The organism is Syntrophus buswellii (genome assembly GCF_046097065.1).
Classification (GTDB): Bacteria; Desulfobacterota; Syntrophia; order Syntrophales; family Syntrophaceae; genus Syntrophus; species Syntrophus buswellii.
Genome location: NZ_CP175563.1, coordinates 520,557 through 542,415, shown reverse-complemented (window position 1 = coordinate 542,415; position 21,859 = coordinate 520,557). Strand labels below are relative to the sequence as shown.

Below are 21,859 nucleotides of genomic sequence, written 5' to 3'. Positions count from 1 at the left end.
ATCCGATTCAAAACAAAAAAGCCACGGACTTTTCTTTTTGAAATCAAATCATCCATGGCTTCTTCTGACTTTTCAGCTTTTAAGCAGCTTGCTTAATCGGAGGTGACCTTGAAAACCTCGTCACCGGGACGCACGCGGCCGGATACCTTGATCCCGATGAAATCGCCGGGAACCGCTTTGTCGACCTTTTTGTTGTCCACTTCAATGGACTCAACGGTATCGGAAATATCCGTTGTGTGCCCCACGTACTTGATGGTGTCCCCGATGCTGAGTTGACCTTGCGTTATTTTTACCGCCGCAACACTCGGCTTTGCAAAAAACTTGACCACTTCACCGACTTTTTCTTCTGCCATAACGAAATCTCCTCCGTCAGCACATCTTAAAAAGCTAGCATTGTTTAGTCCTGGCCACCACGCTCGGTCTCTCGTTAACGGTTCTGGCACCCCACCGCCTTATCGAACGCACTCGATAATGGAGATCGGAGCGTTATCCCCTTCACGGTATCCCATTTTAATGATCCGGGTATATCCACCGGAGCGTTCGCGGTACCGCGGAGATATTTCATTGAACAATTTCGCCACTACATCACGATCCCGGATCACGGCAAGCGCCTGCCGTCTCGCATGCACGTCGCCCCGCTTCCCCAGGGTGATCATCTTCTCTGCAATTTTCCGTAATTCCTTCGCTCTTGTATCTGTTGTCTTCACAGATTCATACTTCAAGAAGGAAGTCACCATATTTCTCAACATGGCAGCCCGGTGGCTCGATGTTCTACCTAATTTTCTTCCTGATTTCCCGTGACGCATACGATCTTAACCCCTTTTTCGTAATGTTTATCCTTCCTCTGGGATTTCGGCTGTTTCTTCTCTCAGTTCCTTATTCCAAGGGGGAAACTCCAGTTTCATTCCAAAGGTCAAACCATACTCTGCAAGTATTTCCTTGATTTCACTCAGAGACTTCCTGCCGAAATTCTTGGTCTTGAGCATTTCGGCTTCACTCTTCTGAACGAGTTCCCCGATCTGATTGATTCCAGCATTTTTAAGGCAGTTGGCGGATCTTACCGACAGCTCCAGGTCTTCCACATGCCTCAGGAGGATATCGTTGAGATTTTCCTTTTCGCTGATTGTCTCCTCTTCCTCTTCAATCTCTTCAGTGCCGATGACCGTATGCAACCCAACAAAGACCTGTAGCTGCTGCTTCAATATCTTCGCCGCCAGCGCTATGGCATCCTCAGGAAGCACATCGCCATCCGTCCACACCTCAAGAGACAGCTTGTCATAATCGGCCACCTGCCCTACACGGGCATGCGTTACGGTATAGTTCACCTTTTTTATGGGCGAATACAGGGCGTCAATATTGATTGTCCCCTCCGGCTGGTCGATATCCCGTTCCTTTTTTGCAGGCACATAGCCTCTTCCGATGTTGACGACCATCTCCATTCGGAAGGGAATTTCACCCGATCGCGAAGCGATATAATGGTCTGTGTTCAGCACTTCCACCGTACCGTCTGTAATGATATCCGCCGCGGTGATGACGCCTTCCTTCTTTGTATCGATTCTGATGACTCTCGGACCATCGCTGAAGAGCTTCAACCGAACCCCTTTAAGATTGAGGATGATGTCGGTCACATCTTCCTTCACCCCTGGAACCGTTGAGAATTCATGAAGAACGTTATCAATTTTTACCGAAACGATTGCTGCCCCCTGGATGGAGGAAAGCAATACCCTTCTCAATGCATTACCGAGGGTGATGCCGAAGCCTCTTTCGAGCGGTTGACAGACAAATTCCCCATAAAACCTGGTATGGGTATTTTCGTCAATTTCTATTCTTCTTGGTCTGATTAAGCTGCACCAATTTTTAACCATTGTTCATTCCCTACCCTTCGGGTCTTGACAACTGACATCGTATTCAGAATACACAACGCTTTATTTTGAATAAAGCTCTACGACTAATTGTTCTTGAATTGGCATCGTCAATTCTTCGCGGGTTGGGAACATTTTTACCTTTCCCTTGAAATTCTCCTGCTCCAGCTCAAGCCATTGCGGAACTCCTCGTCTCGCAACAGTTTCCATCGCTTCGATAATTTTATTGTTGGTTCTGCTTGCCTCTGTAATTTCTATGGCGTCCCCGATATCAACCAGGTAGGAAGGGATATTCACCTTCTTCCCATTGACGGTGAAATGATTGTGCCTGACGAGCTGTCTCGCTTCATTTCTTGAATTCGCGAAACCCAGACGATAAACCATATTGTCCAGCCTTCTCTCAAGATAAAGCAAAAGATTTGTACCTGTTATTCCCTTTTTCCGGTCGGCTTTTTCAAAGTATCCCTTGAACTGCTTTTCAAGCAGCCCGTACATCCTCTTGAGCTTCTGCTTCTCCCTCAACTGCACCCCATAGTCCGACTGCTGTTTCCTTCTCAGCTGACCGTGCTCTCCAGGAGCGTATCCTCTCCGTTCAAACGCACACTTTTCACCATAACAGCGGTCTCCCTTGAGAAAGAGCTTCAAGCCTTCCCTACGGCACAGCCTGCACACGGATTCCTTATATCTTGCCAAGAATGCCTCCCTTTTCCATCATGTCTTTCATATTTATATTTATTGATTTAATCGACTAGTTTTCTGCAAATACATCTGTGGTACAGAGATCTTAGACTCTTCGTCTCTTCGGGGGACGACAACCGTTGTGCGGAATCGGAGTTACATCTCGAATCAGGGATATGGTCAACCCGGCAGCCTGCAGTGAACGCAACGCAGATTCACGACCGGAGCCAGGGCCCTTCACATAAACCTGCACCTTTCTCAAACCGTGCTCTTTCGCTTTTTTGACGCAGTCTTCAGCAGCCATCTGAGCGGCAAAGGGTGTGCTTTTCCTCGATCCTTTAAACCCCTGCATTCCGGAAGACGACCACGCGATCACGTTGCCCACCGGATCGGTAATGGTTATGATCGTGTTATTGAAAGTGGACTGTATATGCGCAATTCCCTCGGGAATATTCTTTTTTTCCTTCTTCTTGCCTGTCTTTCTGACTTGCTTTGCCATTTCCTTCCCCTGTCCAATTCTTTTGTATTCTATTTATGGTTTATTTTTTCTTTCCGGCAATGGCTCGTCTCGGACCTTTGCGTGTCCTCGCATTGGTATGAGTTCTCTGTCCTCTTACGGGTAGCCCCTTACGATGACGAAGGCCTCTGTATGCCCCCACATCCATGAGTCTCTTAATCGACATGGAAATCTCTCTTCTCAGATCTCCCTCCACTTTGTGGTCCCTGTCGATAATATTCCTGATAGCATTGATTTCAGAATCAGCAAGCTCATCACTCTTGGTATCATAGCTGATTTCCGCCATATCCAGTATTTCCTTGGCCTTGGTCCGGCCAATTCCATAGATGTATGTTAACGCTATTTCGATTCTTTTATTTTTTGGTAAATCTACTCCTGCAATTCTTGCCACCGGATTTCCTCCTGCTCACAAATTCGATATGCTATCCCTGCCGCTGCTTATGCTTTGGATTTTCGCAGATAACTCTCAGCAGTCCGCGCCTTTTGATGATCTTGCACTTATCGCAGATTTTTTTGACAGATGATCTTACTTTCACGATGTTAATTCCACCCCTCTATCTGAATATTATTTATTGCCCCAGGACGTTGATGCGCCTGACAAGCAGAGAGCTTTTCTCCGCCTGCTTTTTTATTTTGTCCGATAGACGATTCTCCCCCTTGTCAAATCGTAAGGGGACAACTCCACGGTCACTTTATCGCCGGGCAAAATTTTTATGAAATGCATCCTCATTTTACCGGAAATGTGAGCCAGAACACGATGGCCATTCTCCAACTCCACCCTGAACATCGCGTTCGGCAGGGGTTCGATCACGCGCCCCTCTACTTCTATGGGTTCTTCCTTGGCCATAACCTATCCTATCCTGTTTCTAAATCGCTACGAAAGTTCACAAATCCGCGTTCATGCGGATCCCTGATTCTGACTCACCCTTTGCCAGCCGCCAAGCTGAGAACGGCCGTTCAGTTTACGTAGCTTAATATTTCCGGTCCCTTATCCGTTATCGCAACGGTGTGTTCAAAGTGAGCAGAATTTTTACCGTCCTCCGTCACGACAGTCCAATGGTCCTTTAAAACTTTTATCTGGAATTTACCGGCATTTACCATTGGTTCAATCGCAAGGACCATCCCTTTTTTCAGCAGCATTCCCCTGCCTTTGATGCCGTAATTAGGAACCTGGGGATCCTCATGCAGGCTTTTGCCGATGCCGTGTCCTACATAATCTCTCACTACGGAAAAACCGGCGCTCTCGACGTAATTTTGTATGGCCGCCGAAATGTCTCCTAGACGATTTCCTTCCTTCGTCTCGTCAATGCCTCGATAGAGACCTTCCCTGGTCGCCTTCAGCAGCTTCGACGATTCCTCAGAGATCTTGCCAACCGGCACCGTAATCGCTGTATCTCCATAATACCCGTTGCAAAAGACACCGTAGTCGAGGCTGACAATATCCCCTTCTCTCAGGACACGTTTCGAGGGCATCCCATGAACAACCTCCTCATTCACGGAAACGCACAACCCGAAGGGAAATCCGTTGTAGCCTTTAAATGCCGGGCGCACCTTTTTCCGGGCGGCCAGTGCCTCGGCATACTGCTCGAGCTCCATGGTTCTGATGCCAGGCTCCACCAGACTTTCCAGTTCCTTCAAGACCTCGGCCGCAATCCTGCTGCTTGTCCTTATCTTCTCAATCTCTTCAGGCGCCTTGATAATAACCATTGATCCGTTCACGCGGCTGCCAAGACCGACTCCGCTACCTTCTTCTCGCGATCTTGCCCTTCTTCAGGAATCCCTCATACTGCCTCGTGAGGAGATGCGTTTCCAATTGGCCTGCCGTGTCCAGAGCAACGCCCACGACAATCAGCAGCGCCGTACCTCCGAAATAGAAGGGTACGTTGAAATACGCGATCAGGATGCTTGGCAGGACGCACACGGCAGACACGTAAATGGCGCCACTGAACGTCAACCGGGTCAAGACATCGTCTATGTATTCCGCCGTTTTCTTCCCGGGTCGGATTCCCGGGACATATCCGCCGTACTTTCTCATATTTTCGGCTACATCGGTGGGATTGAATGTTACAGCTGTGTAAAAATAGCAAAAAAAGACGATAAATCCCACATATAAAAGTTCATAGCCTATTCTTCCCGGAATTAATGCATCCGCCACGGCCTTCATCCACGGATGCGGGATAAAATTCGCGATCGTGGCGGGAAACATGATGATGGAAGAGGCGAAGATCGGCGGAATGACCCCTGCCGTATTCACTTTCAGAGGCAGGTGCGTCGACTGGCCTCCGTATACTTTCCTACCTACAACCCTCTTGGCATATTGCACGGGAATTCGTCTCTGCCCGCTTTCAACGAACACGATGGTCCCTACGACGCTGATCATCATGACAATCAGGATAATGATCAGGAAAAACCCCATCTCACCCGTCGATAAGAGACGGAACGTATTGATGATCGCTTCCGGTCCCCGACAGACGATGCCGGCGAAGATGATCAGGGAGATGCCGTTTCCTATACCCTTTTCGGTAATCTGTTCTCCGAGCCACATCAAAAACGCCGTACCGGCCGTCAAGGTCAATACGGTCATTAACCGGAATCCCCAGCCGGGCTGAAGAACGATTGACACCCCCGTGGGACCGGCCATGTTCTCCAGTCCGACGGATATTCCAAATCCCTGGATGATGCTCAGTCCGACGGTTCCATACCGGGTGTACTGGGTGATCTTTCTTCGGCCCGCCTCGCCTTCCTTTGACAGCCGCTCGAGATGAGGAATGGCCACGGTAAGGAGTTGAAGAATAATGGAAGCACTGATGTACGGCATGATCCCGAGGGCAAAGACGGACAGGTTACTCAACGCTCCGCCGGCAAACATGTCAAAGAGCCCCAGCAGCGATCCCTTTGCCTGCTCGAAAAAGGCCATCAACGCCGCCGTATCTATTCCGGGAGTTGGAATATGCGCCCCGACTCGATATACGAACAGCATCAAAAGCGTATAGAGAATTCTCTTTTGTAGCTCCGGTATTTTATTGATATTTCTTAAGCCGTCTATCAAATCAGACTACCTCGATAACCGATCCACCTGCCGCTTCAATCTTCGTTCGTGCCCCTGTACTGATCATCGCTATTTTCACCGTCAAAGGATGATCAACTTCTCCGCATCCAAGAATCTTGACGTTTTTCGCGGAATTCTTAATCAGCCCGCTTTTCCTCAGCTGATCCACATCGATGACCATGCCGGTCTCAAAGACATTCAGCTTATCAAGATTGAGCGTAGCGATATCCTTGCAGAGCCTGCTCCGGAATCCCCTTTTTGGCAAACGCCGCGTCAAGGGCATCTGTCCGCCTTCGAATCCGTCTCTGACACCACCGCCGGACCTTGAATTCTGGCCTTTGTGGCCTTTACAGGCTGTCCCGCCGTGTCCGGAACCGTTTCCTCTGCCGACTCTCTTCTTCTTTTTCCTCGAACCCGCAGGCGGCGCTAATTGACTGAGATCCATTATTCCCCTCCCTCAAGTTCCTCGCAAATCACAAGATGACTCACCTTGTTCACCATACCTCTTATTTCAGGACTGTCCTTGAGGATGACCGCCTTGTTGATCTTCAAAAGTCCCATGCCCCTAAGGATATCCCTCTGCTTGGAAGGTCTCCCGATCATACTTTTCTTGAGCGTTATCTTCAGTTTCCTAGTCAATGTACCGTCCCCTTAATTCTATAGTTCCGCTACGGTCCTGCCGCGCAGAGAAGCAATCCTTTCCGGGCTGTCCAATCGACGCAGTCCCTCAAGAGTTGCCTTAACAAGGTTATGCGGATTGTGAGAGCCTAAGCATTTTGTAAGGATATTTCGGATTCCGGCTACTTCCAGCACTGCCCTGACGGCTCCACCCGCAATCAACCCGGTTCCTTCGGATGCCGGTTTCAGAAGCACGCGCCCCGCCCCGAATTTGCCAATCACTTCGTAGGGTATGGTCCCTCTTTCGACTTCGATTCTCGTCATGCTTTTTTTGGCCTGCTCCATGCCTTTTCTGATGGCTTCAGGAACCTCGTGCGCCTTTCCCAAGCCGGCGCCGACAGACCCGTTGCCGTCACCCACAACGACAATCGCACTGAATCGAAATCGCCTTCCACCTTTCACGACCTTCGCAGTCCTGTTGATCGCGATGACCCTGTCCAGAAATTCAACTTCACCGAAATCTTTCTTATCCAATGATCAATCCCTTCAAGATGAATAGAAAATGAATTTTTGTTCTAAAATTTTAACCCTTCTTCCCTGGCACCGTCAGCTAATGCCTTCACTCTTCCATGATACAGGTAGCATGAGCGGTCAAACACGGCCTCTTGTATCCCCATAGCCTGAAGTTTCCTGGATATTTCCCGTCCAACCTCTTTGGCCGCGTCCACCTTTTTCGCTTCAAGCACCTTGCTCTTTACTTCTTCATTAATTGTAGAGGCCTGCGCAATCGTTTTCCCTACATTGTCGTCCACGGCTTGCACGTAAATATGCTTCGCGCTCCTGAAGACTGCCAGCCTCGGTCTCTCGGTCGTACCGCTGATCTTTGCACGAACCCGAGATTTTCTCTTCTTCCTGATTTCCTGAACTTTTTTCGACGCCAACTTTCTACCTCGCCGTATTACCGATATAAATTGTATTGTTTTACTTTAGACGTCATGCCCCTACAGATTTCCCGACCTTGCGTCTTACTACCTCACCGGCATATTTGATTCCCTTTCCCTTATAGGGTTCGGGTTTTTTAATTCTGCGGATGTCAGCAGCAACCTTTCCCACCTGCTCCTTGTCGATTCCGGACAGGATAATCGCTGTCTGCTTTTCGATCCTGAAATCGATCCCCTCGGGCACGGTATAGATTACAGGACTCGAAAAGCCGATGGTCAATTTAAGATTTTTCCCGTCCGCCTCCGCCTTGTATCCAACACCCACGATCTCAAGATTCTTCTCATAACCGGTATTCACACCAGTAACCATATTCTGTATCAGGGTTCTTACCAGTCCGTGATACGCCCGGTCCTGCCTGCTGTTTGAAGGCCTGTTCACCACGACCTTCCCGGGCTCCATGACAACATCGATCCGTTCCGGTATAATGGCCGCCAATTCACCGCGCGGACCGGTAACTTTTATTGTGTTTACCGTGCGCTCACATGTTACCTTCGCCGGCAGTTCTATCGGTTTTTTACCAATTCTTGACATGATAACTCTCCTGTCGTTATCCTTCTGCTACCCTATCACCAACTCCTATGCTTCCTACCAGACCTTGCAGAGCACTTCGCCACCGACGTTCTTTTCCCTGGCCTCTTTGTCTGTAATCACACCCTTCGATGTGGATATGATGGCGACACCGTATCCGTTGAGCACCTTTGGAATCTTATCCCGCTTGACATAGATCCGTCTGCTTGGTTTGCTGACCCTCTGGATGTCTTGAATGATGGTCGTCTTGCTGTCGGGATATTTCAGATAGACATTAAGAACGTCGAAGCCCTTCTCGTTCTTTTTGATGTCATATCCGCCAATATACCCGGCTTTCTTTAACACTTTCACTATGTTCAGATTGATCCCTGAATGCAGCACCTCGACACTCTTGAAACGTGCTCGATTTGCATTTCTTATCCTTGTGAGCATATCTGCGATCGGATCGGTCATCCCCATATACCTACTCCTTAAATATATTGACTACCAGCTGGATTTAATCACGCCGGGAATTTCGCCTTTTGACGATAACTGCCTCAAACATATCCTGCACATACCAAATTTCCTGTAATATGCCCTTGGCCTGCCGCATATCGCACATCTATTGTAGGTTCTCACAGAATATTTCGGCTCTCTTTTTGCCTTCGCTATCAAGGATTTTTTTGCCACTCCGACTCCTCCGGTTATTTCTCTTCCCTAGCTGTTTTCTTTAACTTCTGAAAGGAACTCCCATATGCTTCAAAAGTGCCCTTGCTTCCTCATCTGTGGCGGCATTCGTCACGATGGCGATATTCATTCCTCGAATTTTTTCTATTTTATCGTATTCAATTTCAGGAAAGATGATCTGCTCTTTTACACCGATCGAAAAATTTCCACGGCCGTCGAACGTATTGGGGGATACCCCACGGAAATCGCGAATCCGCGGAAGGGCCACGTTAATGAACCGATCGAAAAACTCATACATTCGCTCACGCCTCAACGTGACTCTGCATCCGATGGACATGCCCTTTCTCAGTTTGAACGTAGCAATCGACTTCTTGGCTTTCGTAATAACAGCCTTCTGACCCGTAATCAGTTCCAGCTCCCCGGTTGCTGTATCAAGAATCTTCACGTTCTGTATCGCCTCACCCAGCCCCATGTTTACCACAATCTTCTTCATCACCGGAACCTGCATGGGATTGCTGTATCCGAACTGTGAAATCAGAGCAGGAACGACTTCTTTTTTATAATACTCCTTTAATCTCGCCATGTCTCCACTACCTACACATCCAATATTTCACTGCATTTTTTGCAAATCCGAACTCTCTTCCCGTCCTCGAAAATCTTGATGCCGATCCTTGTTTCCTTGTTACACTTTCCGCACAGAATGCTTACATTCGATGCGTGAATCGGCCCCTCCTTCTCCACGATGCCGCCTTTTCCCATTGCATTGGCTTTCTGGTGCCTTTTTATCATGTTAAGCTTTTCTATAACGACCCTGTTATTATCCTTGAGCACCGTCAGGACTTTTCCGGTTTTCCCCTTTTCCTTTCCTGCGATGACCTTGACCAGGTCGCCTTTTTTCAAATGCTTCACTTGCATTTCCTATTCTCCATCTTCTCGTCCGCGGTTATGCCTATCATCAACAGCGCAATTTCAAGATCCCGAGTTTCAGAGCACTTCCGGCGCCAGTGATATAATCTTCATAAATTGCCTGGCCCTGAGTTCCCTTGCTACGGGGCCGAATATTCTTGTTCCAATGGGCTCCATCTGGTTGCTGATCAGAACGGCAGAATTGTCATCGAACTTCAAATAAGATCCATCCGGACGTCTGACCTCTTTTGCCGTTCGAACGATGACGGCTTTCATGACATCGCCTTTCTTGACCTTCGAATTCGGCATGGCTTCCTTTACAGCCACAACTATGACGTCACCCACGCCGGCATACCTTCGTTTCGAGCCCCCTAGCACTTTAATGCAGGCGACTTTCTTAGCACCGGAATTATCGGCCACATTAAGCACCGTTTGCATCTGTATCATAACGCGACTCCATCAACCTTCCCGTATTTTCTATCTACTTCGCCTTTTCGACGATATTGAGCATTCTCCATCTCTTCAATCTGCTGAGCGGGCGCGACTCCATGATGATCACGGTATCTCCCACCTGACATTCATTTCTTTCATCATGAGCAAGGTATTTTGTGTGCCTTTTTGTGTATTTATGAAAAACAGCATGCTTCACAAGGCGCTCGGCTCGAATGACGATGGTTTTGTCCATCTTGTTACTGACGACAACCCCTTTGATTGTTCTGTTCTTACCCCGTTCTTTCAATGCTCCTTAACCCCCTTTTCCCGCAATATCGTTTTTGCCCGGGCGATATCCTTCTTGATCTTTCCGAATGCAGCCGTAGATTCAAGTTGCCCTGAAGCACTGCGCATTCTCAGGTTAAAAAGCTCCTCAACCAGCTCGTTCTTCTTCTGCCTTATTTCATCAAGGCTTTTGTCTCTCCATTCCTTAGCCTTCATCTGACAACTCCCTAGCAAGAAACCTCGTTCCTATTGGAAGTTTATGTGATGCAAGCCGGAAAGCTTCCCTTGCCACATCCTTTGAAACTCCCTGCATCTCATAGAGCACCGTTCCCGGCTTGACGACCGCCACCCATTCCTCCGGCGCACCCTTTCCTTTTCCCATTCTCGTTTCGGCTGGTTTCTTAGTTATCGATTTATGAGGAAATATCCGTATCCATATCTTTCCGCCTCTGCGGACATGACGCGTGATGGCAATTCTGGCCGCTTCAATCTGCCTAGCCGTAATCCAGCCGCATTCCTCGGCTTGAAGTCCGTAATCTCCAAAGGATACTTTGCTGCCACGTGTTGCAGTTCCTGTTCTGCGTCCTCTCTGCAGCTTTCGATATTTAACTCTTTTTGGCATTAACATGGAACTTATCCCTCTGTTCTTTTCTGCATGGTTTTATGTTAGAACTTGGCGGATCCTATGGCCGTTCCAGTTCCTTCTTCCCCGGCAGGACTTCTCCGTGAAAGATCAGGACCTTGATGCCGATCTGTCCGTAGGCCGTCTTCGCTTCCGTGAAGCCGCTATCGATATCCGCCCTCAGTGTATGCAACGGGACTCTTCCTTCGCGGTACCATTCGGTCCGTGACATCTCAGCCCCTCCCAATCTTCCCGAACAACTGACCCGAATACCCTTCGCACCGAATTTCAGCGCGGTGAGGACGCACTTTTTCATGGCCCTTCGAAAGGCGACTCTTCTCTCCAGCTGCATTGCAATATTTTCGGCGACAAGCTGCGCATCAATCTCGGGTTTCCGTACTTCAAGGATATTGATGATGATCTCGCTCGTCGATACGTTCTCAAGGTCTTTTTTCAGCTTTTCAATCTCGGCACCCTTTTTCCCGATGATGATCCCGGGGCGCGCCGCATATATATTTACCTTGGCCTTATTGACCGCTCTTTCGATGTCAATATGGGAAATGCCCGCGTGATAAAGCTTCTTCTTGAGATACCGGCGGATTGCCAGATCCTCATACAGCATCTCCCGATAATTCTTATCGGCATACCACCTGGAATTCCAGTTCTTGTTGATTCCCAGCCTCAGACCGACAGGATTAACCTTCTGCCCCAATCTAGCACCTCCCACTCGTTACTTTTCGTCAAGTATAACGGTAATATGACTCATCCTTTTTTTGATTGATGCAGCTCGGCCCTGGGCCCTGGCGCGCCATCTCTTCAATGATGGTCCCTGATCGACGAGCACTTCCTTCACGAAGAGAATTTTCTCGTCTATGTTCGGATTCTGTGTAGCATTCGCAACCGCCGATTTTAGAACCTTTCCCACAATTTCGCCGGACCGCTTCTGAGAATAGGTCAGAATCTCCCTTGCATCTTCCACCCTTTTGCCGCGGATCAGATCCACAACCAGCCTCGCCTTCTGGGGTGACATTCTTATATATTTTGCTACTGCTCTCGCTTCCATATTTTCCGTCTCTATGATCTTTTCTTTGTCGGTTCTGTCAAAATAACCAATTTCCTATTTCCGCACTTTCGATTTTCTGTCACCTGCATGACTGAAGAATATCCTCGTGGGTGCAAACTCACCCAGTTTATGGCCGACCATGTTTTCTGTCACGAAGACCGGTATAAATTTCTTTCCGTTGTGCACCGCAAAGGTAATTCCTATCAAATCAGGGGTTATTGTTGACCGGCGCGACCAGGTTTTAATGACATTTTTATTCCCTGAAGCAACAGCCTTACTGACCTTATCAAGAAGCTTTTCATCAACAAACGGACCTTTTTTGATTGATCGTGCCACTGCCTATCCCCTTCTCTTTACGATGTATTTATCTGTATCCTTATTGGTTCGCGTTTTATGCCCCTTTGTTGGTATGCCCCAGGGAGTGCACGGATGCCTTCCCCCGGAAGACCTTCCTTCACCGCCACCCATCGGATGATCAACCGGATTCATGACCACACCCCGGACCTTGGGTCTTTTACCGCTCCATCGTGTCCGTCCCGCTTTTCCGATGCTGATATTTTCATGATCGTTGTTTCCGACCTGACCAATGGTGGCACGGCAATTGATGAAGATTTTTCTCACTTCACCCGAGGGCAGTCTTACTTGAGCGTAATTTCCTTCTTTCGCCATTAACTGCCCATACGTTCCGGCGCTTCTTATGAGCTGACCGCCCTTCCCCACCTTCAATTCTATGTTGTGGATAAGAGATCCAAGGGGAATGTTTTTCAAGGGCAGGGCATTGCCTGCTTTTATATCCGCCTTCTCGCCGCTTAAAACCTTTTCTCCAAGTTCGACTTTTGCCGGGGCAAGAATATAGCGCTTTTCTCCATCTTCGTAGTTGACCAAGGCGATCCTGGCGGACCGGTTCGGATCATACTCTATCGACGCGATTCTGCCGGGCACATCCAGCTTTTCCCGTTTGAAATCGACGAATCGATAGCGCCGCTTATGCCCGCCACCAACGTGTCTGCTCGTTATTCGTCCTAAATTGTTTCGACCGCCTGTCTTTTTAATTGTTTTCAGAAGACTCTTTTGCGGTGAATCCGATGTAATCTCTTCAAACGTCGAGCAGGTCTGATATCTTCTCCCTGGTGAGGTTGGTTTATATTTTCTGATCGCCATCCGTCTCTATCCCTTCTCTATACACCGTATATGTCAATCGAATTTCCCGGGGCAAGCGTTACGACCGCCTTTTTCCAGTCTTTTCTCTTCCCCATCGTCCGGCCCATTCTTTTCTTCTTGCCCTTAACATTTATGACATGCACGTCATCAACGACCACCTTCAGAAGTTTCTCCGCGGCCCTGCGAATCTCTATCTTGTTCGCCCTGGGATCCACTTCAAAGAAATACTTATTTTTTTCTTCCTTTTCGATGGTGCTTTTTTCAGTAACCAACATTCTCTTAATAATCGAATGCATTTCCATCATGACAGCAGCGCCCCTTCCAATTTCTTGACTGCCGGCTCCAGAATGACAAGGTGCTCATGATTCAGGACATCATAAACATTAATGCCTTCGGACCTTATCATCTTGATCCCTTCTATATTTCTGGAAGATTTTTCCAGGACCTCATTGCGCTCGTCCGTTACAAACAAGGCTTTCCTCAATCCAAACCGATCAACGACTTCCTGAAACTTCTTGGTCTTTATCTCTTCCAGCGGGAACTCCTTCAGGACGACCAGCTTCTGCCCCTGATACTTCATGGTCAGTACGGACCGCAACGCACTCTTTCGCACCTTCTTGGAAACTTTATGCTTATATTCTCTCGGCAATGGCCCGAAGACGATTCCTCCGCCCCGCCAGATGGGTGACCGGCTCGTTCCCGCCCGCGCCCGCCCGGTACCCTTTTGCCGCCAAGGCTTCTTACCGCCACCACTCACATCACTTCTACCTTTGGTCGCTGCCGTACCCAAGCGCCGTGACGCCATCTGCATTCTCACCACGTCATAAATCACCGCATCATTAACTTCGGCACCAAACACGGCATCATCAAGCTCGATCTCAGACACTTTATTTTTACTTATGTCAAATACTTCAGCAACCAACATCTTCAATTCCCCTCAAATAGCAAACATTCACGCCTTTGCAGACTGTTTTATGAATAGATAGCCGTTTCGCGCACCGGGCACGGCTCCTTTGATCATGATCAGGTTCTTTTCAGAGCGGATGCTCCAGATCATAAGATTCTTCACCGTCTTCTGCTTGTTGCCCATTTGCCCGGGCAGCTTTTTGCCTTTAAGAACCCGCGACGGGTACGCGCTGGCGCCTATGGATCCAGGGGCCCGATGAAACATCGACCCATGCGTCGCCCTTCCTCCACCAAAACCGTGGCGTTTGATGACCCCGGCGAACCCTTTTCCCTTGGTTGTTCCCGTTATATCCACGCTCTCGCCGACGCTGAACGCCTCCACCGTAATTTCCTGACCCAATTCATAGTCATCGATCGAGTCTGAACGCATTTCCTTCAAGACGCGGAAATATCCCTTGTTCGCCTTGTTAAAATGACCCTGTAACGGCTTCGTCACCTTGTTCTGCTTCATTCTGCCATAACCAAGTTGAACCGCGTCATACCCGTCTGTATCGACCGTTTTTTTCTGAGTAACCACCGATGGTTCAACTTCAACGACCGTCACCGGAACGGCAGCCCCATCCTCGGCAAATACCTGCATCATCCCGATTTTTCTGCCAATGATCATCTTTTTCATCAGATCCACTTTATCATCTACGTGTATTTTTTAAACGTTTGTTGCCCGACTACCAACGATACCGCCTGTCCGGAGAGTCCCGTCCACCGCCTGCTTGGAATCTAAGCCTTTATTTCCACATCTACGCCAGCCGACAAATCCAGTTTCATCAAGGCATCCACCGTTGATTGCGTTGGCTCTATAATGTCAATCAATCGTTTGTGCGTTCTTATCTCAAACTGCTCTCTTGATTTCTTGTCGACATGCGGGGAACGATTCACACAGTACTTGTTGATCTCCGTCGGAAGCGGCACAGGGCCCGCCACTCGAGCGCCTGTACGCCTCGCTGTCTCCACAATCTCCTCTACCGAACGATCAAGTAATTTATAATCGTACGCTCTTAGACGAATCCTAATTTTCTGATCTTTCATGTCCTCGTTCGACCCAATATCTCATCAAGTATTTCATTCAATTGCTTATTCAATGACCTTACTGACAACGCCGGCACCGACGGTTCTTCCACCCTCCCGGATGGCAAACCGCAGCTGCTCTTCCATGGCAATAGGCGTGATCAGGGTCACTTCCATCTCCACATTGTCGCCAGGCATAACCATCTCGACACCCTCAGGGAGCTTCGCCACACCGGTCACATCGGTGGTCCTGAAATAGAACTGCGGACGATAGCCTGTGAAGAACGGGGTATGCCGACCGCCTTCCTCCTTGGTCAGAACGTACACCTGAGCCATGAACTTCGTATGCGGGGTAATGGAACCCGGTTTGGCGACAACCTGGCCTCTTTCAACATCCTCCCGCTTGATGCCGCGCAGCAGCAAGCCGACATCGTCACCGGCTCTTCCCTCATCCAGGGTCTTGCGGAACATCTCCACGCCTGTGCAAACGGTCTTCTGTGTCGTACGGATCCCGACGATTTCAACTTCCTCACCGGTTTTGACGATTCCCCGGTCCACTCTTCCCGTGACAACGGTTCCACGACCGGAAATGGTAAAGACATCCCCGACAGGCATGAGAAATGGTTTATCCAGAGCGCGTTCCGGCTCAGGGATATAATTATCGACGGCGTCCATCAGTTCATAGATGGATTTCACGTCGGGATCTTCCGCACTTTCGCTTTCCAGGGCCTTCAGCGCCGACCCTCGGATAATGGGAATGTCATCTCCGGGAAATTCATATTCGTTCAGCAGTTCCCTCAACTCCAGCTCAACGAGATCAAGAAGCTCCGGGTCATCGACGAGGTCTACCTTGTTCATGTAAACCACGATGTAGGGAACCTGCACCTGCCTTGCAAGAAGGATATGTTCACGGGTCTGCGGCATGGGGCCGTCTGAAGCGGCAACCACGAGAATCGTCCCGTCCATGTGAGCCGCACCGGAAATCATGTTCTTGATATAGTCGGCGTGCCCCGGACAGTCCACATGGGCGTAGTGGCGTTTGTCCGTCTGATATTCCACATGGGAGATGTTGATCGTAACGCCTCTTTCTTTTTCTTCCGGCGCATTGTCGATGGAATCAAAGGCCCGGAATTCGGCTAAGCCTTCTTTTGCAAGCCACTTTGTGATCGCTGCCGTCAAAGTGGTTTTTCCGTGATCGACATGTCCAATGGTTCCAATATTCAAGTGCGGCTTTGTCCTTTCAAATTTCTTCTTAGCCATCCTCCGACCTCCTTAATCTTTATAATTCTCTTGAATAAGTATCATCCTTGATCCTTCAGGTCCCGCCTGCTGCGAAGCCCAAAGATGTTTTCCGGTTCCTGCATCAACGAAAGGCTGATCGACATCAGCCTTCTGCAAATATCTAGAAGCGGTAGTGGGCAAAAGCCTTATTCGCCTCTGCCATTTTATGCACGCTTTCTCTCTTTTTGATTGACCCGCCCCGGTTATTGGCTGCATCCATAAATTCACCGGCCAGTTTTTCCCTCATCGTTTTTTCAGACCGGTCGGTCGCGTTGGAGATGATCCAGCGGATGGCAAGGGCAACTCTTCGCGATGACGCCACCTCTGTGGGGACCTGATACGTCGATCCTCCCACCCGCCGCGACTTGACTTCAATGACGGGTTTCACATTGTTGACGGCCCTTTCAAACAGCTCCACGGGGGATTCCTTCGCCTTTTTCTCGATGATATCAAAAGCACCGTAAAGGATGGACTCGGCAACGCTCTTCTTCCCCTTCTTCAGAAGGTTGTTGACGAACTTTGCCACGAGGACATTCTTGTATTTCGGATCCGGCAGGATCACCCTTTTCGCAATCTCTCTTCTTCTTGGCATAATCAGAACCCCGTTCTAACTTGGCTTTTTAGCCCCGTATTTTGATCTCCCCTGTTTTCTGTCCTGAACGCCGACCGCGTCAAGGGTCCCGCGGACAATATGATATCTCACACCGGGAAGATCTTTGACACGCCCACCGCGAACCAGCACGACGGAATGCTCCTGAAGGTTATGGCCGATCCCCGGGATGTAAGAAGTCACTTCATAGCCGCTGGTCAGGCGGACCCTGGCCACTTTCCTCAACGCGGAATTGGGCTTTTTGGGTGTCGACGTGTATACCCGGACACATACCCCGCGCCTCTGCGGAGACCCTGCCAGAGCCGGCGTTGATGCTTTTTTTGCAGCCCGCAATCTCCCATTGCGAACCAACTGATTAATCGTAGGCATTACCCCTCCAGTAAACTGTACTTCAAGCAAAAATAATTTGACTAAGAAAAGTTTGGTTAACTATCAATTCGTTGCGTGCATGTCAAGAGATTTCTCGCCACCTTGATCATTCTCTTCGATTTCAGCGGATTCGACTGCATCGTCGGCAGCGGTTTTTATGCCGAGCTTCCGATACATGACAAGACCCGTCCCTGCAGGAATGAGCCTGCCCATGATGACATTTTCCTTCAGTCCACGGAGATAGTCCACCTTGCCCGCCAGGCTCGCCTCGGTCAGAACCCGTGTCGTCTCCTGGAACGATGCGGCGGAGATGAAGCTCTGCGTGCTCAGGGAGGCCTTGGTTATGCCCAGAAGGATGGGCTCACCAACAGCGGGGCGCTCACCCCGCGAAATGGCCTTTTCATTTTCTTCCTGGAACCGGAACTTCTCGACCTGCTCGTCTGCCATAAAGGGAGTGTCTCCTGGATCGATGACCTTTACCCGCCGCAGCATCTGGCGCACGATCACTTCCATATGCTTGTCATTGATCTTCACTCCCTGCAACCGGTAGACTTCCTGCACCTCATCGACAAGATAGCGGGCCAGCGCCTTCTCTCCCTTGATCATCAGAAGGTCATGGGGATTGTTTACGCCGCTCATCAGGGGCTCCCCTGCAATGACCCGGTCGCCTTCCTGGACGCTGACATGCTTCCCCTTGGGAATGAGATATTCCTTCTCCTCGCCGATTTCCGGAATGACGATGACTTTCCGTTTCCCCTTTGCATCCTTTCCATAGGACACCACCCCGTCGATCTCACTGATAACGGCGAAATCCTTGGGTTTACGCGCTTCAAAGAGCTCGGCGACCCTCGGAAGACCGCCGGTGATGTCCTTGGTCTTGGTGGTTTCTCGAGGAATTTTCGCGATAATATCGCCGGCTTTAACCTCATCCCCCTCGGACACGACAATGTTCACGCCCACGGAAAGAAGATGCCTGGCCGCGGCACTGATTCCCGGCACCTTGGCTGTTCTTCCCTTGGCGTCCTTGATGGACACCCGGGGTCTGAGGTCTGCGCCCTTGAACTCAACGATTACTTTCCGGGAAAGGCCGGTCACTTCATCAACCTGCTCCTGCATCGTCTTTCCCTCTATGATGTCGCCGAATTTGATCGTCCCGTCCACCTCTGCAAGAATGGGAATGGAGAAAGGATCCCACTCCGCCATGCGATCCCCCCTCTTGACGGAAGCGCCATCCAGCACTTTAAGGTGAGCGCCGTAGGGCACGGTATACTTTCCCCGGCTCCTCATGTGCTCATCAAGAACATGAATTTCTCCGTGGCGGCTCATGACGACCAAATCACCCGTCTTACTGGTAACATAATTGAGATCCACATATTTCACACCTCCGTCATGGCGCGAATCCAGGGTTGAATGCTCCTCAAATTTCGCCGTACCGCCGATATGAAAGGTTCTCATGGTCAGCTGAGTCCCCGGCTCTCCGATGGACTGCGCTGCAATTATTCCAACGGCCTCTCCAATGTTGACCAGGTGTCCGTGCCCCAGGTCCCTGCCGTAACATTTTGCGCAGACGCCGTATTTGGCTTTGCAGGTCAGAACCGAGCGAATGTTCACACCCTCGATGCCCGCCCGGTCTATCTTTTCTGAGAGGGCCTCATCAATTTCCTGGTTGGCCCCCACGAGGACTTCACCCGTGAAGGGATCCAGGATCTCTTCCAAGGCCACGCGTCCGAGGACCCGCTCACCCGCCGTCTCGATGATTTCTCCGCCCTCCATCAGGGCGGAGACGGAAATGCCGTCCACCGTTCCGCAATCATGCTGGGTGATGATGCAATCCTGGGCGACATCGACGAGCCGCCTCGTCAGGTAGCCGGAGTTCGCCGTTTTCAGCGCCGTATCGGCAAGGCCCTTCCTGGCGCCGTGGGTTGAAATGAAATATTGAAGGACGGTCAATCCTTCCCGGAAATTGGCCGTAATCGGCGTTTCAATGATTTCTCCGGAGGGCTTTGCCATCAACCCGCGCATACCGGCCAACTGCCGGATCTGCGCGTTGCTTCCCCGTGCTCCGGAATCAGCCATCATGTAAATCGGATTGAAGCTCTCGATGACTTTTTTTCCGTCTGTCGTAAGCTGCTCCTCTGTTTCAATCCCTCCCATCATTTCCGAAGCGATTTTTTCCGTAGCCTGGGCCCAGATATCGATGACCTTGTTGTACCGCTCGCCGTCCGTAATCAAGCCGTCCATGTACTGCTTCTGGATCTCCAGGACATCGCGGTCCGCGCGGCTGAGAATATCCCTCTTGTTTCCCGGGATGTTCAGGTTCCTGACGGCAAAAGACATCCCTGAATGGGTTGAATATTTGTAGCCAAGGTCCTTCAACCGATCGGCAAGGATAACCGTCACTTTCTCCCCGCAGGTCCGGTAGCAGTAGTCGATCAGATTGGCCAGTTCCTTCTTGTTCATCACCTTGTTGATGACATCAAAGGAGATGTCCTGCGGTATGATATCATACAGAAGGACCCGGCCCACGGTGGTCTGCTTTAATTCCCCGTTGATCCGCGCCTTTATTCTTGCGTGTAATTCCAGAGCCCCTGCGTCATAGGCGGAGCGGACTTCCTCCGGATCGGAAAAGGTCATTCCATCGCCCGTGGCATCTTCCTTCGCCCGGGTCAGATAATAGATCCCCAGGACGATATCCTGGCTGGGGATGATGATCGGCTTTCCATTGGCCGGTGAAAGAATGTTGTTTGTGGACATCATGAGCACCCGCGCCTCCGTCTGGGCCTCGATGGACAGGGGCACGTGAACGGCCATCTGGTCACCGTCGAAATCGGCGTTGAAGGCCGTGCAGACGAGGGGATGCAGCTGGATCGCCTTTCCCTCGATCAGGACCGGCTCGAATGCCTGAAGCCCCAGCCGGTGGAGTGTCGGAGCACGATTCAGCATGACCGGATATTCACGGACAACCTCATCCAAGGCATCCCACACCTCAGCCGTCTCGCGCTCCACCATTTTCTTGGCGCTCTTGACGGTCGTCACATAGCCCTTCTCCTGCAATCGGTTGTAAACGAAGGGCTTAAAGAGTTCGAGAGCCATTTTCTTCGGCAATCCGCACTGGTGCAACCGCAGATCCGGACCGACGGTGATCACGGAACGGCCGGAATAATCAACGCGTTTTCCCAGGAGATTCTGGCGGAAGCGCCCCTGCTTCCCCTTGAGCATGTCGGACAGGGACTTCAAAGGCCGCTTGTTCGTTCCCGTGATGGCCCGGCCCCTTCTGCCGTTGTCAAAAAGAACGTCCACGGCTTCCTGGAGCATTCTTTTTTCGTTTCGAATGATGATTTCGGGCGCGTTGAGCTCCTGTAAACGCTTCAGCCGGTTATTCCGGTTGATGACCCGGCGGTAAAGGTCATTCAAATCCGAGGTGGCAAAACGACCGCCGTCCAGGGGGACCAGGGGTCGCAGGTCCGGCGGAATAACGGGCAGAACGGTCAGAATCATCCACTCCGGGCGGTTCCCCGATTTGCGGAGGGCTTCGATGACCTTCAATCTCTTGATGACTTTCTTCCTCTTTGTATCCGAAGAAGCGGTCTTCAACTCCTCACGCAACTCCACGTCCATCACATCCAGGTTCACTTCTTCGAGCAGCCTTCGGACAGCCTCCGCTCCGATGCCCGCCTGGAAGGCGTCCGCACCGTACTGCTCCCGGTAATCATTGTATTCTTCATCGGAGAGCAGCTCTTTTTTTCTCAACGGCGTGTTTTTGGGATCCAGAACAATCCATGATTCGAAATAGAGGATCCGCTCCAACTCCTTCAGGGTCAGATCAAGAACATTTCCGATCCGGCTGGGAAGGCTTTTGAGGAACCAGATATGGGCAACCGGCGTAGCCAGGGTAATGTGCCCCATGCGCTCACGCCGGACCTTCGACTTGATGACTTCTACGCCGCACTTTTCACAGACCACGCCCCTGTGCTTCATCCGCTTGTAACGTCCGCAGAGGCATTCATAATCCTTGACGGGACCGAAAATCTTCGCGCAGAAGAGCCCGTCACGCTCTGGCTTGAACGTTCGATAATTGATCGTTTCGGGTTTCTTGACCTCACCGAAAGACCAGGACAGAATCTTGTCCGGTGAAGCAATGGATATCTTTATTGCGTTAAAACGGATCGGATCTTTTGGTTTTTCAAAATAGCTGAAAACATCTTCCACAGTTTTTACTCCCGGTTATATGTAACTCGA

General features: G+C 50.1%; 34 protein-coding genes and 1 pseudogene. All 35 read right to left on the bottom strand.

Features of this window, described 5'->3' with window-relative positions:
* Positions 1-92: 92 nt before the first annotated feature.
* A complete protein-coding gene (locus ACJ77P_RS02510) occupies positions 93-353 on the bottom strand; it encodes an EF-Tu/IF-2/RF-3 family GTPase (RefSeq protein ID WP_367360660.1) in 261 nt (86 codons plus the stop codon).
* A 105-nt stretch (positions 354-458) separates the two neighbouring features.
* A pseudogene (gene rplQ, locus ACJ77P_RS02505) lies at positions 459-806 on the bottom strand (50S ribosomal protein L17); the annotation flags it as partial.
* Positions 807-833: 27 nt separating this feature from the next.
* Positions 834-1,865, bottom strand: coding sequence for a DNA-directed RNA polymerase subunit alpha (locus ACJ77P_RS02500; RefSeq protein WP_367360661.1), 1,032 nt, complete (start codon positions 1,863-1,865; stop codon positions 834-836).
* A 60-nt stretch (positions 1,866-1,925) separates the two neighbouring features.
* Entirely contained in the window at positions 1,926-2,555 is a 630-nt protein-coding gene (rpsD, locus tag ACJ77P_RS02495) for a 30S ribosomal protein S4 (RefSeq protein ID WP_367360662.1), read from the bottom strand.
* A 91-nt stretch (positions 2,556-2,646) separates the two neighbouring features.
* Positions 2,647-3,039 carry a 30S ribosomal protein S11 gene (rpsK, locus tag ACJ77P_RS02490; RefSeq protein ID WP_093881985.1) on the bottom strand — a complete coding sequence of 131 codons (393 nt, stop codon included), beginning with the start codon at positions 3,037-3,039 and terminating at the stop codon, positions 2,647-2,649.
* A 40-nt stretch (positions 3,040-3,079) separates the two neighbouring features.
* The gene (rpsM, locus tag ACJ77P_RS02485) at positions 3,080-3,448 is read right to left on the bottom strand and encodes a 30S ribosomal protein S13 (RefSeq protein WP_367360663.1); all 369 of its coding nucleotides are present in this window, start codon (positions 3,446-3,448) and stop codon (positions 3,080-3,082) included.
* A 31-nt stretch (positions 3,449-3,479) separates the two neighbouring features.
* Positions 3,480-3,593, bottom strand: coding sequence for a 50S ribosomal protein L36 (rpmJ, locus tag ACJ77P_RS02480; RefSeq protein WP_367360664.1), 114 nt, complete (start codon positions 3,591-3,593; stop codon positions 3,480-3,482).
* A gap of 92 nt (positions 3,594-3,685) precedes the next feature.
* Complete coding sequence (gene infA / locus ACJ77P_RS02475; protein WP_093881988.1) at positions 3,686-3,904, bottom strand: translation initiation factor IF-1; 219 nt, start codon at positions 3,902-3,904, stop codon at positions 3,686-3,688.
* A 110-nt stretch (positions 3,905-4,014) separates the two neighbouring features.
* Positions 4,015-4,764, bottom strand: coding sequence for a type I methionyl aminopeptidase (gene map / locus ACJ77P_RS02470; RefSeq protein ID WP_367360665.1), 750 nt, complete (start codon positions 4,762-4,764; stop codon positions 4,015-4,017).
* A gap of 34 nt (positions 4,765-4,798) precedes the next feature.
* A complete protein-coding gene (secY, locus tag ACJ77P_RS02465; protein WP_367360666.1) occupies positions 4,799-6,106 on the bottom strand; it encodes a preprotein translocase subunit SecY in 1,308 nt (435 codons plus the stop codon).
* Position 6,107: 1 nt separating this feature from the next.
* Positions 6,108-6,551 (bottom strand): 50S ribosomal protein L15, encoded by a 444-nt coding sequence (gene rplO, locus ACJ77P_RS02460; protein ID WP_367360667.1) that lies wholly within the window; start codon positions 6,549-6,551, stop codon positions 6,108-6,110.
* Positions 6,551-6,745: a 50S ribosomal protein L30 gene (gene rpmD, locus ACJ77P_RS02455; protein WP_367360668.1), complete on the bottom strand. Its 195-nt coding sequence runs from the start codon at positions 6,743-6,745 to the stop codon at positions 6,551-6,553. Before rpmD ends, rplO begins: the two co-directional genes overlap by 1 nt.
* 18 nt (positions 6,746-6,763) lie before the next feature.
* The gene (gene rpsE, locus ACJ77P_RS02450; protein ID WP_367360669.1) at positions 6,764-7,258 is read right to left on the bottom strand and encodes a 30S ribosomal protein S5; all 495 of its coding nucleotides are present in this window, start codon (positions 7,256-7,258) and stop codon (positions 6,764-6,766) included.
* A 41-nt stretch (positions 7,259-7,299) separates the two neighbouring features.
* On the bottom strand, positions 7,300-7,665 hold the full coding sequence (gene rplR, locus ACJ77P_RS02445; RefSeq protein WP_367360670.1) for a 50S ribosomal protein L18: 366 nt from the start codon (positions 7,663-7,665) through the stop codon (positions 7,300-7,302).
* Positions 7,666-7,717: 52 nt separating this feature from the next.
* On the bottom strand, positions 7,718-8,257 hold the full coding sequence (gene rplF, locus ACJ77P_RS02440; protein WP_367360671.1) for a 50S ribosomal protein L6: 540 nt from the start codon (positions 8,255-8,257) through the stop codon (positions 7,718-7,720).
* 54 nt (positions 8,258-8,311) lie between these two features.
* Positions 8,312-8,713 carry a 30S ribosomal protein S8 gene (gene rpsH, locus ACJ77P_RS02435; protein ID WP_367360672.1) on the bottom strand — a complete coding sequence of 134 codons (402 nt, stop codon included), beginning with the start codon at positions 8,711-8,713 and terminating at the stop codon, positions 8,312-8,314.
* A gap of 24 nt (positions 8,714-8,737) precedes the next feature.
* Entirely contained in the window at positions 8,738-8,923 is a 186-nt protein-coding gene (locus ACJ77P_RS02430; protein WP_367360673.1) for a type Z 30S ribosomal protein S14, read from the bottom strand.
* A gap of 40 nt (positions 8,924-8,963) precedes the next feature.
* Positions 8,964-9,503, bottom strand: a complete 540-nt coding sequence (gene rplE, locus ACJ77P_RS02425) for a 50S ribosomal protein L5 (protein ID WP_367360674.1) — start codon at positions 9,501-9,503, stop codon at positions 8,964-8,966.
* Positions 9,504-9,514: 11 nt separating this feature from the next.
* Complete coding sequence (rplX, locus tag ACJ77P_RS02420) at positions 9,515-9,835, bottom strand: 50S ribosomal protein L24 (RefSeq protein ID WP_367360675.1); 321 nt, start codon at positions 9,833-9,835, stop codon at positions 9,515-9,517.
* A gap of 69 nt (positions 9,836-9,904) precedes the next feature.
* Positions 9,905-10,273, bottom strand: coding sequence for a 50S ribosomal protein L14 (gene rplN / locus ACJ77P_RS02415; protein ID WP_367360676.1), 369 nt, complete (start codon positions 10,271-10,273; stop codon positions 9,905-9,907).
* A 34-nt stretch (positions 10,274-10,307) separates the two neighbouring features.
* Entirely contained in the window at positions 10,308-10,565 is a 258-nt protein-coding gene (gene rpsQ, locus ACJ77P_RS02410; protein ID WP_367360677.1) for a 30S ribosomal protein S17, read from the bottom strand.
* Positions 10,562-10,759 carry a 50S ribosomal protein L29 gene (gene rpmC, locus ACJ77P_RS02405; protein WP_367360678.1) on the bottom strand — a complete coding sequence of 66 codons (198 nt, stop codon included), beginning with the start codon at positions 10,757-10,759 and terminating at the stop codon, positions 10,562-10,564. Before rpmC ends, rpsQ begins: the two co-directional genes overlap by 4 nt.
* Positions 10,749-11,171, bottom strand: a complete 423-nt coding sequence (gene rplP / locus ACJ77P_RS02400) for a 50S ribosomal protein L16 (RefSeq protein ID WP_367360679.1) — start codon at positions 11,169-11,171, stop codon at positions 10,749-10,751. The genes rpmC and rplP overlap by 11 nt, the downstream gene beginning before the upstream one ends.
* A 55-nt stretch (positions 11,172-11,226) precedes the next feature.
* Positions 11,227-11,877 carry a 30S ribosomal protein S3 gene (gene rpsC / locus ACJ77P_RS02395; protein ID WP_367360680.1) on the bottom strand — a complete coding sequence of 217 codons (651 nt, stop codon included), beginning with the start codon at positions 11,875-11,877 and terminating at the stop codon, positions 11,227-11,229.
* 18 nt (positions 11,878-11,895) lie between these two features.
* The gene (gene rplV / locus ACJ77P_RS02390; protein WP_408998887.1) at positions 11,896-12,228 is read right to left on the bottom strand and encodes a 50S ribosomal protein L22; all 333 of its coding nucleotides are present in this window, start codon (positions 12,226-12,228) and stop codon (positions 11,896-11,898) included.
* Between the two features lie 54 nt (positions 12,229-12,282).
* The gene (rpsS, locus tag ACJ77P_RS02385; RefSeq protein WP_367360682.1) at positions 12,283-12,564 is read right to left on the bottom strand and encodes a 30S ribosomal protein S19; all 282 of its coding nucleotides are present in this window, start codon (positions 12,562-12,564) and stop codon (positions 12,283-12,285) included.
* A 3-nt stretch (positions 12,565-12,567) separates the two neighbouring features.
* Positions 12,568-13,389, bottom strand: a complete 822-nt coding sequence (rplB, locus tag ACJ77P_RS02380) for a 50S ribosomal protein L2 (RefSeq protein ID WP_367360683.1) — start codon at positions 13,387-13,389, stop codon at positions 12,568-12,570.
* A 17-nt stretch (positions 13,390-13,406) separates the two neighbouring features.
* Positions 13,407-13,691, bottom strand: a complete 285-nt coding sequence (gene rplW / locus ACJ77P_RS02375; protein WP_367360766.1) for a 50S ribosomal protein L23 — start codon at positions 13,689-13,691, stop codon at positions 13,407-13,409.
* Positions 13,691-14,314: a 50S ribosomal protein L4 gene (gene rplD, locus ACJ77P_RS02370; RefSeq protein WP_367360684.1), complete on the bottom strand. Its 624-nt coding sequence runs from the start codon at positions 14,312-14,314 to the stop codon at positions 13,691-13,693. The genes rplW and rplD overlap by 1 nt, the downstream gene beginning before the upstream one ends.
* Positions 14,315-14,341: 27 nt before the next feature.
* Positions 14,342-14,971 carry a 50S ribosomal protein L3 gene (gene rplC / locus ACJ77P_RS02365; RefSeq protein WP_367360685.1) on the bottom strand — a complete coding sequence of 210 codons (630 nt, stop codon included), beginning with the start codon at positions 14,969-14,971 and terminating at the stop codon, positions 14,342-14,344.
* Positions 14,972-15,072: 101 nt separating this feature from the next.
* Positions 15,073-15,381, bottom strand: coding sequence for a 30S ribosomal protein S10 (gene rpsJ / locus ACJ77P_RS02360; protein ID WP_093882010.1), 309 nt, complete (start codon positions 15,379-15,381; stop codon positions 15,073-15,075).
* Positions 15,382-15,426: 45 nt separating this feature from the next.
* Complete coding sequence (gene tuf, locus ACJ77P_RS02355; RefSeq protein WP_408998886.1) at positions 15,427-16,620, bottom strand: elongation factor Tu; 1,194 nt, start codon at positions 16,618-16,620, stop codon at positions 15,427-15,429.
* A gap of 142 nt (positions 16,621-16,762) precedes the next feature.
* Positions 16,763-17,233 (bottom strand): 30S ribosomal protein S7, encoded by a 471-nt coding sequence (gene rpsG / locus ACJ77P_RS02350; RefSeq protein ID WP_367360687.1) that lies wholly within the window; start codon positions 17,231-17,233, stop codon positions 16,763-16,765.
* A 15-nt stretch (positions 17,234-17,248) separates the two neighbouring features.
* The gene (gene rpsL / locus ACJ77P_RS02345; protein WP_093882013.1) at positions 17,249-17,620 is read right to left on the bottom strand and encodes a 30S ribosomal protein S12; all 372 of its coding nucleotides are present in this window, start codon (positions 17,618-17,620) and stop codon (positions 17,249-17,251) included.
* Positions 17,621-17,683: 63 nt separating this feature from the next.
* The gene (rpoC, locus tag ACJ77P_RS02340; protein ID WP_408998885.1) at positions 17,684-21,829 is read right to left on the bottom strand and encodes a DNA-directed RNA polymerase subunit beta'; all 4,146 of its coding nucleotides are present in this window, start codon (positions 21,827-21,829) and stop codon (positions 17,684-17,686) included.
* Positions 21,830-21,859: the final 30 nt, after the last annotated feature.

Bases quoted from the DNA above. Each gene is read 5' to 3' on its own strand.
- rpsG (WP_367360687.1), bottom strand. From the start codon at position 17,233: ATGCCAAGAAGAAGAGAGATTGCGAAAAGGGTGATCCTGCCGGATCCG.
- rplV (WP_408998887.1), bottom strand. From the start codon at position 12,228: ATGGAAGCGAGAGCAGTAGCAAAATATATAAGAATGTCACCCCAGAAG.
- rpsH (WP_367360672.1), bottom strand. From the start codon at position 8,713: ATGGGGATGACCGATCCGATCGCAGATATGCTCACAAGGATAAGAAAT.
- rpsK (WP_093881985.1), bottom strand. From the start codon at position 3,039: ATGGCAAAGCAAGTCAGAAAGACAGGCAAGAAGAAGGAAAAAAAGAAT.
- rplX (WP_367360675.1), bottom strand. From the start codon at position 9,835: ATGCAAGTGAAGCATTTGAAAAAAGGCGACCTGGTCAAGGTCATCGCA.
- rplB (WP_367360683.1), bottom strand. From the start codon at position 13,389: ATGGCGATCAGAAAATATAAACCAACCTCACCAGGGAGAAGATATCAG.
- rplO (WP_367360667.1), bottom strand. From the start codon at position 6,551: ATGGATCTCAGTCAATTAGCGCCGCCTGCGGGTTCGAGGAAAAAGAAG.
- rplD (WP_367360684.1), bottom strand. From the start codon at position 14,314: ATGTTGGTTGCTGAAGTATTTGACATAAGTAAAAATAAAGTGTCTGAG.
- rpmC (WP_367360678.1), bottom strand. From the start codon at position 10,759: ATGAAGGCTAAGGAATGGAGAGACAAAAGCCTTGATGAAATAAGGCAG.
- rpsL (WP_093882013.1), bottom strand. From the start codon at position 17,620: ATGCCTACGATTAATCAGTTGGTTCGCAATGGGAGATTGCGGGCTGCA.
- ACJ77P_RS02510 (WP_367360660.1), bottom strand. From the start codon at position 353: ATGGCAGAAGAAAAAGTCGGTGAAGTGGTCAAGTTTTTTGCAAAGCCG.
- infA (WP_093881988.1), bottom strand. From the start codon at position 3,904: ATGGCCAAGGAAGAACCCATAGAAGTAGAGGGGCGCGTGATCGAACCC.
- rplN (WP_367360676.1), bottom strand. From the start codon at position 10,273: ATGATACAGATGCAAACGGTGCTTAATGTGGCCGATAATTCCGGTGCT.
- rplF (WP_367360671.1), bottom strand. From the start codon at position 8,257: ATGTCAAGAATTGGTAAAAAACCGATAGAACTGCCGGCGAAGGTAACA.
- map (WP_367360665.1), bottom strand. From the start codon at position 4,764: ATGGTTATTATCAAGGCGCCTGAAGAGATTGAGAAGATAAGGACAAGC.
- tuf (WP_408998886.1), bottom strand. From the start codon at position 16,620: ATGGCTAAGAAGAAATTTGAAAGGACAAAGCCGCACTTGAATATTGGA.
- rplP (WP_367360679.1), bottom strand. From the start codon at position 11,171: ATGTTAATGCCAAAAAGAGTTAAATATCGAAAGCTGCAGAGAGGACGC.
- ACJ77P_RS02500 (WP_367360661.1), bottom strand. From the start codon at position 1,865: ATGGTTAAAAATTGGTGCAGCTTAATCAGACCAAGAAGAATAGAAATT.
- rplC (WP_367360685.1), bottom strand. From the start codon at position 14,971: ATGAAAAAGATGATCATTGGCAGAAAAATCGGGATGATGCAGGTATTT.
- rpsJ (WP_093882010.1), bottom strand. From the start codon at position 15,381: ATGAAAGATCAGAAAATTAGGATTCGTCTAAGAGCGTACGATTATAAA.
- rplW (WP_367360766.1), bottom strand. From the start codon at position 13,691: ATGGAAATGCATTCGATTATTAAGAGAATGTTGGTTACTGAAAAAAGC.
- rplE (WP_367360674.1), bottom strand. From the start codon at position 9,503: ATGGCGAGATTAAAGGAGTATTATAAAAAAGAAGTCGTTCCTGCTCTG.